Raw genomic sequence first — 12,982 nt, forward strand, 5'->3', positions numbered from 1 at the left:
GCGCGGCGGCGGGTGACGGCGTCGTGGTCGTACTGCACGATCTGGGACTCGCGGCGGCCCACGCGGACCGGGTCGCCGTACTGCACGACGGCTCCGTCGCGGCCGAGGGAGCGCCCGCCGGGGTCCTGCGCGCCGGGCTGCTGAGCCGTGTCTACCGCCAGCCCGTGGAGGTGTTCCCGCATCCCCGCACGGGCGTTCCGCTGGTGATCCCCCGGCGGGCCGGGAACGGACCGGGATCGGACCCGGAGCAGACCCCGGCAGCGGGCCACGAAGAGGCTCTTGACCAATACATGACCTGACCATGACCCCACCCGGAGATCCCTGTGACCTCTCCGTGTCCCGGGAGGAATCCGCGCGCGGAGTGAGAGCTGAATCACTGGACGAACGGGCATCGCCAAGGTAAGCCTCAGTTAAGTTAGGCCCGCCTCACCTCATACCCGGCCATCCTCCCGTCCCATCCCGTCCCAGCCATCGTGGAGTCCCGCATGCGACCTGTCCGTCTCTCCGTCGTCACCGCAGCCACCGCCGTGGCCGCCCTGACCGCCGTCACGGGCTGCGCCGAGAAGAGCGACGCCAAGGCCGGCGACGGTGCCGTCCAGGTCACCGCGAAGGACGACGCCTGCGAGCTCTCCAGGAACGAGTTCCCGGCGGGACATGTGGAGCTGGCCGTCGAGAACAAGGGCTCCAAGGTCACCGAGGTCTATGTCCTCTTCCCGGACGACCGCATCGTCACCGAGCGCGAGAACATCGGCCCCGGCACCAAGGCGACGGTCACCGCCGAGGTGAAGGCCGGTTCGTACGAGATCGTCTGCAAGCCCGGGATGAAGGGCGACGGCATCCGCCAGAAGGTGACCGTCACCGGCGGTACGGCCGTCAAGCGCAGCCCGGAGATGGACGCCGCGGTCGCCGGGTACCGCAAGTACGTCCAGGCACAGGCCGACGAGACGCTGCCGAAGGTCAAGGTCTTCACCGACGCCGTGCGCGCGGGCGATCTGGAGGCCGCGAAGAAGGCGTACGCGCCCTCGCGGATCGGCTGGGAGCGCACCGAGCCGGTCGCGGAGTCCTTCGGTGACATCGACCCGAAGGTCGATGTGCGCGCCGACGGTCTGGAGTCCGGCCAGGAGTGGACCGGCTGGCACCGGCTGGAGAAGGCGCTCTGGGCGGACAAGAAGCTCGGCCCGGAGACCACGGCGCTCGCCGACACGCTCGACAAGGACCTGGCCGACTGGCAGAAGCGCGTCGGCAAGGCGGAGATCACGCCGACCTCCATGGCCAACGGCGCCAAGGAACTCCTCGACGAGGTCGCCGCGGGCAAGGTCACCGGCGAGGAGGAGCGCTACAGCCACACCGACCTGGTCGACTTCAAGGCCAATGTCGAGGGCGCGCAGCAGTCCTACGAACTGCTCAAGCCGGTCGCCTCGAAGAACGACCCGGCGCTGGTGACGGAGCTGGACAAACAGTTCTCCGCGCTGAGCGCGCTGCTCGACAAGTACCGGGACGCTCCCGACTCCTACGAGTTCACCTCGTACGAGAAGGTCGGCAAGGCGCAGCGCAAGGAGCTCTCGGACGGTGTCAACGCGCTGGCCGAGCCGCTCTCCAAGCTCGCCGCCGCCGTCGTCAAGTAAGGCCCGCGCCATGACCGACGACGCCCGGAGCACGCGGGGCACACAGGACACGCAGGACGCACAGAACACACAGGACACGGAGAACACGCGGGGCGCACAGGACGCACAGGACGCACCGAGTCCCTCCCGCCGTTTGCTGCTGGGCTGGGGCGGTGCCGGGCTCGCGCTCGGCGCCGTCGCGGCCGGTGGCGCCGTGGCGGCCGTCCGCGACGGGGACTCCACCGCTCCGGCGGCCGACTCCGGTGCGGCGGTGCCCTTCCACGGCACGCACCAGGCCGGTATCGCCACCGCCGTCCAGGACCGGCTGCACTTCGCCGCGTTCGACGTGACGACCGGGGACCGGGCGGAACTGGCCCGGTTGCTCAAGGACTGGACCCGGGCGGCCGAGCGGATGACGGCCGGGCACGCGGTGGGCGAGGGCGCGTACGGCGGGCTCCCCGAGGCGCCGCCCGACGACACCGGTGAGGCGCTCGGCCTCAAGCCGTCCCGGCTCACCCTGACCATCGGCTTCGGCCCTTCGCTCTTCGCGGAGGACCGCTTCGGCCTCGCGGAGCGGCGCCCGGCCGCGCTGGTCGAGCTGCCGAAGTTCCCCGGTGACAATCTCGATCCGGCGCGCGGCGGCGGCGATCTCTGTGTGCAGGCGTGCGCGGACGACCCTCAGGTCGCCGTGCACGCGATCCGCAATCTGGCCAGGATCGGCTTCGGCAAGGTCGCGGTGCGCTGGTCGCAGCTCGGCTTCGGCAAGACGTCGTCGACCACCCCGCACGCCCAGACGCCGCGCAACCTCTTCGGCTTCAAGGACGGCACCAGCAATGTCGACGGCACCGACACGGCCGCGCTGGACGAGCACGTCTGGGTGCCGGAGAAGACCGGTCCCGCCTGGCTGGCGGGCGGTTCCTATCTGGTCGCCCGGCGGATCTCCATGCGGATCGAGTCCTGGGACCGTACCTCGCTCCAGGAGCAGGAGGACGTCTTCGGCCGGGACAAGGGCGAGGGCGCGGCGGTCGGCAGGGCGCGCGAGCACGACAAGCCGAATCTGAAGGCGATGCTGCCGACGTCACATGTACGGCTGGCGCATCCGGACTCGCATCACGGTGTACGGATGCTGCGGCGCGGCTACTCCTTCACGGACGGTACGGACGGTCTGGGCCGGCTCGACGCGGGTCTGTTCTTCCTGGCCTACCAGCGTGACGTGCGGGACGCGTTCATCCCCGTACAGCGCTCCCTGGCGCGCTCCGACGCGCTCAACGAGTACATCCAGCACGTGGGTTCAGCGGTCTTCGCGATCCCGCCGGGCGTCCGGGACAAGGACGACTGGTGGGGCCGGGCGCTGATCTCCTAATCCACCGAAGGGAGTTCCGGCGTGTTCGGAAACTATCTGATCGGGCTGCGCGAAGGGCTCGAGGCCAGTCTCGTCGTCTGCATCCTCGTCGCGTATCTGGTGAAGACCGGGCGGCGCGACGCGCTGCGTCCGATCTGGATCGGTGTCGGCGTCGCGGTGGCCCTGGCACTCGCCTTCGGCTTCGGGCTCGAATTCGGCTCGCAGGAGCTCACGTTCGAGGCGAAGGAGGCGCTCGGCGGCTCGCTGTCGGTCCTCGCCGTGGTGCTGGTGACCTGGATGGTCTTCTGGATGCGGCGTACGGCCCGGCATCTGCGCTCGGAGCTGCACGACAGGCTCGACGCGGCGCTCCGGATGGGCACGGGCGCGCTGGTGGCCACGGCCTTTCTGGCGGTGGGCCGCGAGGGCCTGGAGACGGCCCTGTTCGTCTGGGCGTCGGTCCGTGCCTCCTCGGACGGTACGCACGCGCCGCTGGTCGGTGTGCTGCTCGGCATCGCCAGCGCGGTGGTGCTCGGCTGGCTCTTCTACCGGGGCGCGCTCAGGATCAATCTGGCCAAGTTCTTCACCTGGACCGGCGGGATGCTGGTGATCGTCGCGGCGGGTGTGCTCGCGTACGGTGTCCACGATCTCCAGGAGGCGCGCTTCCTGGGCGGTCTGCCGGACAAGGCGTTCGACATCAGCACGACGATCCCCCCGGACAGTTGGTACGGCACGCTGCTGAAGGGCGTGTTCAACTTCCAGCCGGACCCGACGGTGCTTCAGGTCATTGTCTGGTGCCTGTATCTGATCCCGACGCTCGCCCTGTTCCTGGCCCCGGTAGGGTTCGGACGGTCAGTGAGGTCTCAGGAGCAGAAGCAGAAGGCGACCGATGAGCAGGCGGGGAAGGCCGATTCGGGCAGCGGCGGGGCTCGCGACGGTGATGGTGCTGTCGCTGACGGCGAGCGGATGCGTGACGGTGCACGGGGAGCTGGCGGTCGTACCGTCGGCGGAGCGAAGTGAGGCCGCGCGGGCGCTGGACGACTTCACCGACGCGTACAACAAGGCGGACAAGGCCTACGATCCGGCTCTCGACGCCCCGTACGTGACCGGTGCGCTCGGCACGATCAACCAGGCCGGTCTCAAGGCCCGCGGCATCACGAACCCGAACGGCAACGCCGGCCATCAGCCGCTGGAACTGACCGACGCGAAGTTCACGATCCCCAAGAAGGCCGGCTGGCCACGCTGGTTCGTGGCGGACACCAGGAGCAACCGCGACGCGGCCGGTGGCCCGTCCTTCCGGTGGCTGGTGGTCTTTCTGCGCGGCGGTCCCGACAAGCGCTGGGAAGCCGCCTATCTGACGATCCTCTCGCCCGACCAGGTCCCCGAGTTCAGGACGGACAAGGACGGCTGGGGCGAGGAGGTGAAGCCGGACAGCGCCTCGGTGTCGGTGGCGCCGGACGATCTGAGCGAGGAGTACTCCTCGTACCTGTCGAGCGGCAAGCCCGAGCACTTCGCGGCGGGACCGCACACCGACGGCTGGCGCAAGGAGCGCGCGGACAAGGCCCGGCTGCCCGGCCTCACCACGCAGTACGTGGACCAGCCGGTGTCCGAGGGGGACTTCGCGCCGCTGGGGCTGCGTACCGAGGACGGCGGCGCGCTGGTGTTCTTCGCCACCCGGTTCTTCGAGCGCCAGACGGCCGCGAAGGGCGTACGGCTCCAGGTGAACGACGATGTGCGGGCGCTGCTGACCGGTGAGGTGAGGAACACGATCACCAAGGAGTGGCTGTCCAGCCAGACGGTGCTGGTTCCGGGGAGCGATGCCGCCGCCCCGGAGGTGGTGGTGGCGGGCCGCCTCCAGGGGATCACGGCGGCGAAGGGATCGTAGGGCCGGGCGCCGGTGCTGGTGGGGCTGCTCCTGAGCCTGATCCCGGGGCCGGCCCGTGAGCCGGCGGCTCCCTGAGCCCGGAGGTGCGGCTCCCTGAGCCCGGAGGTCCGGGGTGGAGGTCTCGCCGTGTCAGCGGCCCAGGGGCCAGGCCACCGCGTGATGGTCCAGTTCCTCGTTCTCCCCCGCGTACCGCGCACACGCGTCGGTGAGGGTCTCCAACAGGGTCAGCGGATCGGGCAGCGGATGCTCGGGACCGCGCAGCCACCGTACGGACAGCTCGCCCGGGAGCCGGGCCGGCGGGACGAGGACATAGCTGCCCCGGCAGTGCCAGCGCAGCCCGGGATGCTCGTCCATGGTCTCGGGATGGCAGTCCAGTTCACAGGGCCACCACTCGTCCTCGTCCTCCGGGGTGCCCCGGGTGGCGGTGAAGAAGAGCATCCGGTCCTCGCCGGAGTCGGCCACCGGGCCCACCTCGACGGACTGCTCCAGCAGCCGTTCCAGCGCGCGGCTGCCGGCTTCCAGCGGCACGTCCAGCACATCGTGGACCGTGCCGGTCGCGGTGATGAAGTTGGCCTCGGGCTGATTGCGCGCCCAGCGCTCGATCTGGGCCCGGTCGGTCGTGGACTGGGTGTGCCAGGCGAAGGAAAGAGGGTGTCTGGCCGGCGTCGGACAGCCGATCCGCTCGCAGGAACATCGGAAGCCGACCGGATGCGCGGCCGGTGAGACGGGCATACCGGCGTGGGCCACGGCGAGGAGCAGCGCCTCCCGGGCCGCCGCGTCCCCGGCGTCGAGCGCGGAGCCGCCGGCGCTCTTCCTGGGACGCCTGCGCAGCCACTGGGGAATCCTGCTCTCCGTGCCGCGGTAGCGGCCGAAATCGTCGCCCATCTATCCCCTCACACCTCGTGCTCGCCCCTGCGGACATTTCCATGGTCCCACCATCCTGCTCCTCGGTTGGACGTGCTTCCCCACCGGGGTATGCGCGGGAGGGCCGCGGCACGGGACTCATCGCGGTGTATGTGCGGGTATGGGACGGCGGACCGACGCGGCGGAGCCGACGGAATCCGGACCGCCCGCCCCGTATGCCTCCACGCGCCCCCGCCGCGCCCCCCGCTCCAGGGCACGGAACCGGACCGGCCGGTTCTCGGCGCCGGTTCTCAGCCCCGTGGCGCCAGACCGTACAGCGCGTGCTCGACCACCGCGTCCGCGTACTCGTGCGTCAGCGGGAGCGTACGGAGCAGCCAGCGGTGGGCGACGGGCCCCACCAGCAGCTCCAGTGCGACCCGGAGGTCGATGTCCCGCCGTACGTCGCCGGCCTCCTGGGCGGCGCTCAGCCGCCGCGCGTAGAGCTGGAGCGACGGTTCGAGCAGTTTGCGCGTGAACTCCACGCCCAGTTCCGCGTCGGCGATCCCCTCGGCGGCGAGCGCCCGGGACGGCGCCTCGAACACCGGATCGTTCATCTCGTCGACCGTGGCCCGCAGGACCGCCTTCAGATCGGCCTCCAGATCGCCGGTGTCCGGGATCTCGTACGCCGCTTCCCCGCCGCCCGCCGCCCGCGCAGCCCGGTCGCCGAGATCGAGGAAGGCGTCCAGGAGCACGGCGCCCTTGGAGGGCCACCAGCGGTAGATGGTCTGCTTGCCGACCCCCGCGCGGGCCGCGATGCCCTCGATGGTCGTACGCGCGTAGCCGACCTCGCCCACCAGCGCGAGCGCCGCGTCATGGATCGCCCTGCGCGACCGCTCGCTGCGCCGGGCGGAGTCGGGGCTCCTGGTGTCCGCGCCCTTGGTGTCCCTGGTCTCGGCCATGACGTCAATCTATCAACGGGGGAATCGAGACGTTTCGTCTCTGATCACTGAGGAGAATCGATGCGCCTCACGGAGCGGAACCACCCGAACGGATCACAGCACACAGGCCCCCCGAAGCGGAACATGACTCTTGCGCGCCTATCCCGTGCACATCCCGCTCGTCGCCCGACGCTCGTGAGGAGCCTCCGTTGCCTCGTGATGCCTCACCCCGCCGCTATCTCATGTGCCCGCCGCACTACTTCCGGGTCACGTACTCGATCAATCCCTGGATGGACCCGGCCAAGCCCGTCGATCTGCCGCTGGCCCTCACCCAGTGGGAGGACCTCCGGGACCGCTATGTCGCGCTCGGGCACACCGTCGCGCTGCTGGCCCCCCTGCCCGATCTGCCCGACATGGTCTTCGCCGCGAACGGCGCCACGGTGATCGACGGCCGGGTGCTCGGGGCGCGCTTCGCCCATCAGGAACGTCATCGCGAGGCCGAGGCGCATCTGGAGTGGTTCCGCGGCCACGGCTTCATCGACATCCGCGAGCCCGCGCACATCAACGAGGGCGAGGGCGATTTCGCCGTCACGGCCTCCTGGCTGCTGGCCGGGCGCGGCTTCCGGTCCAGTCCGCTCTCCCACGGCGAGGCGCAGGAGTTCTTCGGGCGCCCGGTGATCGGTCTGGATCTGGTCGATCCGCGCTACTACCACCTGGACACGGCGCTCTGCGTACTGGACGACAGGACCGACGAGATCATGTACTACCCGGGTGCCTTCTCGCCCGGCAGCAGGGCCGTGCTCGCCCGGCTCTTCCCGGACGCGCTCGTCGCCGACGGGACGGACGCGGGAGCGTTCGGCTTGAACGCGGTGAGCGACGGCCGGCATGTGCTGCTGCCTCAGGCGGCGGCCGGGCTGTTCGCGCCGCTGCGCGAGCGCGGCTTCGAGCCCATCGGGCTGGACCTCGGGGAGCTGCTCAAGGGCGGCGGCAGTGTGAAGTGCTGCACGCAGGAGCTACGCCTCTGAGCCGCCGGCGGACTCGGCGGTGCCGTCCGTGGCCTCCGTGCCGTCCGTGCCGTGGGTGACCCCCGTGGCCTCCGTGCCGTCCGTGGCCTCCATGGCGTCTGTGGTCCGGTGCGGCGGCCAGATGTCGCCCCAGTCCGTGTCCCGCGCCGCCCGGTAGAGCGGGCCGTGCCGCTTCGTGACCGTTTCCCGCCGCAGTCCGTCGTCCTCGGTGCACAGGTCGAGCAGAACCTGTCCCTTACGGATCTGCGGTTTACGGACGACACGGGCGCGGTCCGCCCCCTCGGCACGGCCCGGGAGCGGCGCCTCGAAACGCACCGCCGCGACATAGCTGAACTTCTCGTCCTCGTACGGCAGCGAGCCGCCCTTCACCTGCCGGTGCAGCGAGGACCTGCTGACACGCGCCGCGAAGTGGCACCAGTCCGCGCCTCGTTCGATCGGGCAGGCGCCACCGTGCGGGCAGGGCGCGGCGATCCGCAGCCCGGCCGCGATCAGCCGGTCGCGGGCCTCGATGATCCGCAGATAACCGTCGGGCGTCCCGGGCTCGACGATCACCACGGCCTGGGCGGCCCGTGCGGCTTCGGTCACGAGCGCGGCCCGGTCCCCCTCGGTGAGTTCCTTCAGTACGTACGAGACCGTCACCAGTTCGCTCTCCGGCAGCCTCAGCGCCGTACCGATCCTCGTCCGCCGCCAGTCGGCGGCGCGTACCGCGCGGGCGCCGGAGACGGCGGCCAGTTCACGGCCGAGCGCGAGGGCGGGCTCGGCCCAGTCCAGGACGGTGGTGGTGCGGACGGCGGCGGCACGGCCGTCACCCGTCCCCGGGCCGTCCGCCCAGACCGCCTCCGCCGCCCAGAGCGCCGCGCCCGTGCCGCCGCCCACATCCACATGGCTGCCCGGCGCCCAGTCGGGCGCGGTGTCCGCGAGCGCCTCCAGCGCCGCCCGTACGGCCTCGAAGGTCGCCGGCATCCGGTACGCGGCGTACGCGGCCACATCGGACCGGTCGCGCAGCACCGGCGCGTCCGTCGGTGTCGCGCCCCGGTAGTTGGCGATGAGCCGCTCGACGGCCTGAGCGGCCTGCCGGGGCGGCAGTCCGTCGAGCAGACCGGCGAGCGCGGCGCGCAGGGCCTCGGCGGTGGGAAGAGTGGCGTTCACCGCCGAGATTCTAGGGCGTGTGCGGGGCGACCGCTGACCGTACGCGGGCCGGCCGCCGACCGTATCGCGGCAGGCCAGTGACCGTACAGGGACCGAACTGTGCCCGTATCCGCGCGACCCGTGCCCGTATCGGAGCCGCCCGTGCCCGTATCCATGGCCGCCCGCGGCTCCAAGGGTGGTGTGAACTGCGAGCCGCCCGACGTGTGTTGCTACGCTGACGCCCGTTGTCCGGCAGCCGCTCGCACGGGGGGACCATGAGACAGAGGGTCGTACGTCTGGCCCTGGTGTCCGGGGTGATCGTGCTGGCGCTGCTGCTCCTGCTCGCCACCTGCGGCGGCAAGCAGAGCCCGAAGGACGACGGACGGCCCGCGAAGCCTCCGAGGAGCACGTCCTTCGCCGCGCACCAGCTCACCGTTCCCCCGGCGTACGACACCACGCGCGGCTGGGAGATCGACGACGCCTCGCCCGACTACGCGGTCGCCGAGGCCACGAGCCGGATCGCCTATCTGGAACGGGTCGGAGACACCCGGTTCCGGATCCGTACGCTCGACCCCGCGACCGGGAGGCACGGCTGGGACGGCGCGCCCTGGCGCCCGCTCTTCGCGCCGGACCGCTTCCCGCGGCTGCTCTCCGTCGCCAAGGACGATGTGGAGTACTTCGTCACGTGGTCGTACGGAAAGCTCGAACCGGAGGCGATGCGTCCGTCGGACTCCATCGTCTCCCTCGACGTGTACAACGCGGCCGACGGCTCCCGTAAGCGCGTCGAGGTCCCGTGGGCGGACGCGCCGACCGTGAGCGCCGCGGGACCGGGCATTCTGATCAGTGACGGCAAGGCGGTCAGCGCGGTCGTCGATCCGGCGAACGGGGACGTCGTCCAGGTCCCGCCGGGATCGCTCGGCTACCCCAAGGGCTGCCCCAACTGCCGCAAGCTGACAGAGGTCCGGGCCGTCACCGACCGGGGTCTGCTGGTCAGCGGCGCCAAGGAGTTCTGGGTACGCGGGGGCTGGTTCAGCCGCAAGGTCGCGCCGAAGGGCACCGATCCCGCCTCCGGCGTGCCGGCCTCCGTGGCGCGCGACCACATCCTCGCCAAGTGGCGCAAGAAGAAGGGCGCCAAGGACGCCGGCACGCACGACGTCTGGGCGGTGCACGACGCGGCGACCGGTAAGGCCGTGGCCCAGGTGCGGTGCCGCAGACCGGCCATCGCGCCGGTCGAGGACCCGCAGCTCATCTCCTCACCGGACGGCCGCTTCCTGATCGCCGGGCGGCTCGCCTTCGACCTGGAGGAGAAGACCGCGTACTGCTTCGAGGAGCCGGACGGTACGCAGCCGTTGACCCTGACCACCGTGAGCGACGACGGCACGGCGTACGGCGCGTCGAGCGCCCGCGACACGACGGACGCCCTCGCGGGCGGCGGCACGCCCGTCGTCGTGGACCTCACCACCGCGGCACCGGAGGATCTGGCCCCCAATGTGCGGCTGCCCGGCGGAGAGACGGCCGGGGCCGGTCTCTTCCGCTGGACCGACGGCAAGGACACACCGCATCTGATCGGCTATCCGCACCGCGACGAGTGACACGTCGGCGCCCTCACGGCCGTGCTCCCACGGCCGTGCCCTCGCGGCCCCTGCTCTCGCGGCGGTGCTCTCTCAGGCCTCGGCGGGACGCTCGATCGGCGACTGGTACCTCCAGGGCCGTACGAGACCCGCGAAGCAGCCCAGCGCGCCGACCGCGCACACGAGTTGGACGAGGGCCATCGGCACCGCGGTCTCCTCGCCCGCGATCCCGACGAGCGGCGAGGCGACGGCACCGATCAGGAACGACGACGTACCGATCAGGGCCGAGGCGGAACCGGCCGCGTGCGGAGTGCGCATCAGCGCCGAGGCGTTGGTGTTGGGCATCGCCAGACCCATCGCGGACATCAGCACGAACAGGCCCGCCGCGACCGGGAAAAGCCCCACGTCCCCGAACGCGCCGGACGTCATCAGCAGCAGCGCCCCGGCGGCGAAGGTGATGACCACCAGCCCGAAGCCCAGCACCCGGTCCATGCTGACGCGCCCGACCAGCACCTTGCCGTTGATCTGGCCGACGGTGATCAGACCGATGGAGTTGACGCCGAAGAGCAGACTGAACGTCTGCGGCGAGGCACCGTAGATCTCCTGCACCACGAACGGCGAGGCCGCGACATACGCGAACAGCGCGGCGAAGGCGAGACCGCCCGCGAGCATGTAGCCGGTGAAGACCCGGTCGGCGAGCAGCCCGCGCATCGTACGCAGCGCCGCGCCGACACCGCCGCTGTGCCGCCGCTCCGGTGGCAGCGTCTCGTGCAGCCACTTCCACACGACGAGGGTGAGGACGGTGCCGACCACCGTGAGGACGACGAAGATGCCGCGCCAGTCCGTCAGGCGCAGCACCTGCCCGCCGATCACGGGCGCGACCACCGGCGCGACCCCGGAGATCAGCATCAGGGTGGAGAAGAAGCGGGCCATCTCCTCGCCGTCGTAGAGATCACGCACCACCGCGCGGGCGATCACGATGCCCGCCGCGCCCGCGAGTCCTTGCAGCAGACGGAAGGCGATGAGGAGTTCGGTGGTCGGCGCGAGGGCGCAGATCGCGGTGGCGAGGACATAGACGACCATGCCGAGCAGCAGCGGCCTGCGCCGTCCCCATTTGTCGCTCATGGGTCCGACGACGATCTGGCCGAGGGCCATGCCCGCCAGACAGGCGGTGAGGGTGATCTGGACGGTGGCGGCGGGCGAGCCGAGCGAGCGGGTGACCTCCGGCAGGGCCGGAAGGTACATGTCCATGGAGAGCGGGGGCAACGCGGTGAGCCCGCCGAGGACCAGGGTGACGAGCAGCCCGGCGCGGCGCGCGGCGGGTACGGATGTGTGGCCGGGCGTGTGGGCGAGTGTGTGGGCCGGTGCGGGAACGGTCACCTGTTCCTGTGCGGGCGTGGGAACGATCACCTGTTCCTGCGAGGGAACGGCCCGCTGTTCCGGGATCGGTGCCGAGCGACGCTGCTCGGGCGGTATGTGGCCTTTACGTCCTTCGGTGGTCTGACCGCCGTCCGGCATCGTCTCTCCATGTCGTTGAATCCTTACCTATGCTCTCAGCTCAAGCGGAGCGGTCGAGACCTTTTTTGGGGCAGGTATGACAACGGGACAGACGTCACAGACGCCGCGGACAGCACCGGCGGCACAGGAGCCGCGGCGGGACACCGTGCGCTGGGGTGTGCTGGCGACGGGCGGGATCGCCGCGCGGTTCACCGCGGAGGTACGGGAACTGCCGGACGCCGAGGTCGTCGCGGTGGCCTCGCGCGGTGAAGCGCGGGCGAAGGAGTTCGCGGCCCGGTTCGGTGTCCCGCGCGCGTACGGCGAGTGGGCCGCGCTCGTCGCCGACCCGGACGTGGACGTCGTCTATGTGGCGACTCCGCACTCCGCGCACCGGGCCGCGGCCGGGCTCGCGCTGGCGGCCGGAAAGCCGGTGCTGTGCGAGAAGCCGTTCACGCTCAATGTCCGGGAGGCCGGCGAACTGGTCTCCCTGGCCCGGGAGCGCGGCCTCTTCCTCATGGAGGCGATGTGGACGTACTGCAACCCCGTGATCCGACGCCTGGTCGAGCTGGTACGGGACGGGGCGATCGGTGAGATCCAGACCGTCCAGGCCGACTTCGGCTTCCCGGGCCCGGCCGATCCCGGCCACCGGCTGCGCGATCCCGCCCTCGGCGGCGGCGCCCTGCTCGACCTCGGCGTCTATCCGATCTCGTTCGCCCAGCTCCTGCTCGGCGAGCCCGACCGCGTCCAGGCCGACGCGCTGCTCTCGCCCGAGGGCGTCGACCTCAACACCGGGATGCTGCTGGGCTGGGAGTCGGGGGCGACGGCGCTGCTGTCCTGCTCGCTGACCGGAGGCACGCCGGTGACGGCGACGGTGACCGGCACGAGGGGGCGTATCGAGCTGCCGTCCGGCTTCTTCTCCGCGGAGCGCTTCGTCCTGCACAGGAACGACGCCGGGCCCGGCACCGGGCCCGAGGAGTTCACGGCGGACGGCGGGCTGTACGGCCTCCAGTACGAGGCGGCCGAGGTGATGCGCTGTCTCCGCGCGGGCGAGACGGAGTCCCCGCTGGTACCCCTGGACGGCACGCTCGCGGTGATGCGGACGCTCGACGCGGTGCGCGACCGTATCGGCGTCCGCTTCCCGGCGGACGGCTG

The 12,982-nt window shown here is 71.3% G+C and carries 11 protein-coding genes and 1 pseudogene; 8 read left to right on the forward strand and 4 right to left on the reverse strand.

Annotated features, from left to right (window positions below; genetic code table 11):
• From BFF77_RS23700 to BFF77_RS23720, 5 genes and pseudogenes are all read left to right on the forward strand, one after another.
• Positions 1-299, forward strand: a pseudogene (locus BFF77_RS23700) (hypothetical protein); the annotation flags it as partial.
• A 186-nt stretch (positions 300-485) separates the two neighbouring features.
• The gene (gene efeO / locus BFF77_RS23705; protein ID WP_066953194.1) at positions 486-1,625 is read left to right on the forward strand and encodes an iron uptake system protein EfeO; all 1,140 of its coding nucleotides are present in this window, start codon (positions 486-488) and stop codon (positions 1,623-1,625) included.
• Positions 1,626-1,635: 10 nt separating this feature from the next.
• Positions 1,636-2,967, forward strand: coding sequence for an iron uptake transporter deferrochelatase/peroxidase subunit (gene efeB / locus BFF77_RS23710; RefSeq protein ID WP_079125428.1), 1,332 nt, complete (start codon positions 1,636-1,638; stop codon positions 2,965-2,967).
• Between the two features lie 21 nt (positions 2,968-2,988).
• On the forward strand, positions 2,989-3,963 hold the full coding sequence (gene efeU / locus BFF77_RS23715) for an iron uptake transporter permease EfeU (RefSeq protein WP_066953196.1): 975 nt from the start codon (positions 2,989-2,991) through the stop codon (positions 3,961-3,963).
• Positions 3,884-4,828: an SCO2278 family lipoprotein gene (locus BFF77_RS23720; RefSeq protein ID WP_066953199.1), complete on the forward strand. Its 945-nt coding sequence runs from the start codon at positions 3,884-3,886 to the stop codon at positions 4,826-4,828. Before efeU ends, BFF77_RS23720 begins: the two co-directional genes overlap by 80 nt.
• Before the next feature lie 129 nt (positions 4,829-4,957).
• On the opposite strand, the gene BFF77_RS23725 is transcribed toward BFF77_RS23720, so the two are convergent.
• On the reverse strand, positions 4,958-5,713 hold the full coding sequence (locus BFF77_RS23725) for a bifunctional DNA primase/polymerase (protein WP_066953201.1): 756 nt from the start codon (positions 5,711-5,713) through the stop codon (positions 4,958-4,960).
• A 269-nt stretch (positions 5,714-5,982) separates the two neighbouring features.
• Positions 5,983-6,630: a TetR/AcrR family transcriptional regulator gene (locus BFF77_RS23730; protein ID WP_066953203.1), complete on the reverse strand. Its 648-nt coding sequence runs from the start codon at positions 6,628-6,630 to the stop codon at positions 5,983-5,985.
• Between the two features lie 140 nt (positions 6,631-6,770).
• Here BFF77_RS23730 and ddaH point away from each other — a divergent pair, with 140 nt between their 5' ends.
• Positions 6,771-7,634, forward strand: a complete 864-nt coding sequence (gene ddaH, locus BFF77_RS23735) for a dimethylargininase (RefSeq protein ID WP_342671257.1) — start codon at positions 6,771-6,773, stop codon at positions 7,632-7,634.
• Here ddaH and BFF77_RS23740 read toward each other — a convergent pair.
• Positions 7,623-8,783: a small ribosomal subunit Rsm22 family protein gene (locus BFF77_RS23740; RefSeq protein WP_141698507.1), complete on the reverse strand. Its 1,161-nt coding sequence runs from the start codon at positions 8,781-8,783 to the stop codon at positions 7,623-7,625. The two genes, ddaH and BFF77_RS23740, sit on opposite strands and share 12 nt — an antisense overlap.
• A 254-nt stretch (positions 8,784-9,037) precedes the next feature.
• Here BFF77_RS23740 and BFF77_RS23745 point away from each other — a divergent pair, with 254 nt between their 5' ends.
• Positions 9,038-10,354 carry a hypothetical protein gene (locus tag BFF77_RS23745; protein WP_066953207.1) on the forward strand — a complete coding sequence of 439 codons (1,317 nt, stop codon included), beginning with the start codon at positions 9,038-9,040 and terminating at the stop codon, positions 10,352-10,354.
• Positions 10,355-10,426: 72 nt separating this feature from the next.
• Here BFF77_RS23745 and BFF77_RS23750 read toward each other — a convergent pair whose 3' ends face one another.
• Positions 10,427-11,851: a Bcr/CflA family multidrug efflux MFS transporter gene (locus tag BFF77_RS23750; RefSeq protein WP_066953209.1), complete on the reverse strand. Its 1,425-nt coding sequence runs from the start codon at positions 11,849-11,851 to the stop codon at positions 10,427-10,429.
• A gap of 76 nt (positions 11,852-11,927) precedes the next feature.
• On the opposite strand from BFF77_RS23750, the gene BFF77_RS23755 reads away from it, so the two are divergent.
• On the forward strand, positions 11,928-12,982 hold a 1,055-nt coding region (locus BFF77_RS23755), incomplete at its 3' end, for a Gfo/Idh/MocA family protein (protein ID WP_079125431.1).

The organism is Streptomyces lushanensis (genome assembly GCF_001700515.1).
Lineage (GTDB): Bacteria > Actinomycetota > Actinomycetes > Streptomycetales > Streptomycetaceae > Streptomyces > Streptomyces lushanensis.

Bases quoted from the DNA above. Each gene is read 5' to 3' on its own strand.
- BFF77_RS23725 (WP_066953201.1), bottom strand. From the start codon at position 5,713: ATGGGCGACGATTTCGGCCGCTACCGCGGCACGGAGAGCAGGATTCCC.
- BFF77_RS23750 (WP_066953209.1), bottom strand. From the start codon at position 11,851: ATGCCGGACGGCGGTCAGACCACCGAAGGACGTAAAGGCCACATACCG.
- efeO (WP_066953194.1), top strand. From the start codon at position 486: ATGCGACCTGTCCGTCTCTCCGTCGTCACCGCAGCCACCGCCGTGGCC.
- BFF77_RS23745 (WP_066953207.1), top strand. From the start codon at position 9,038: ATGAGACAGAGGGTCGTACGTCTGGCCCTGGTGTCCGGGGTGATCGTG.
- efeB (WP_079125428.1), top strand. From the start codon at position 1,636: ATGACCGACGACGCCCGGAGCACGCGGGGCACACAGGACACGCAGGAC.
- BFF77_RS23730 (WP_066953203.1), bottom strand. From the start codon at position 6,630: ATGGCCGAGACCAGGGACACCAAGGGCGCGGACACCAGGAGCCCCGAC.
- BFF77_RS23720 (WP_066953199.1), top strand. From the start codon at position 3,884: ATGGTGCTGTCGCTGACGGCGAGCGGATGCGTGACGGTGCACGGGGAG.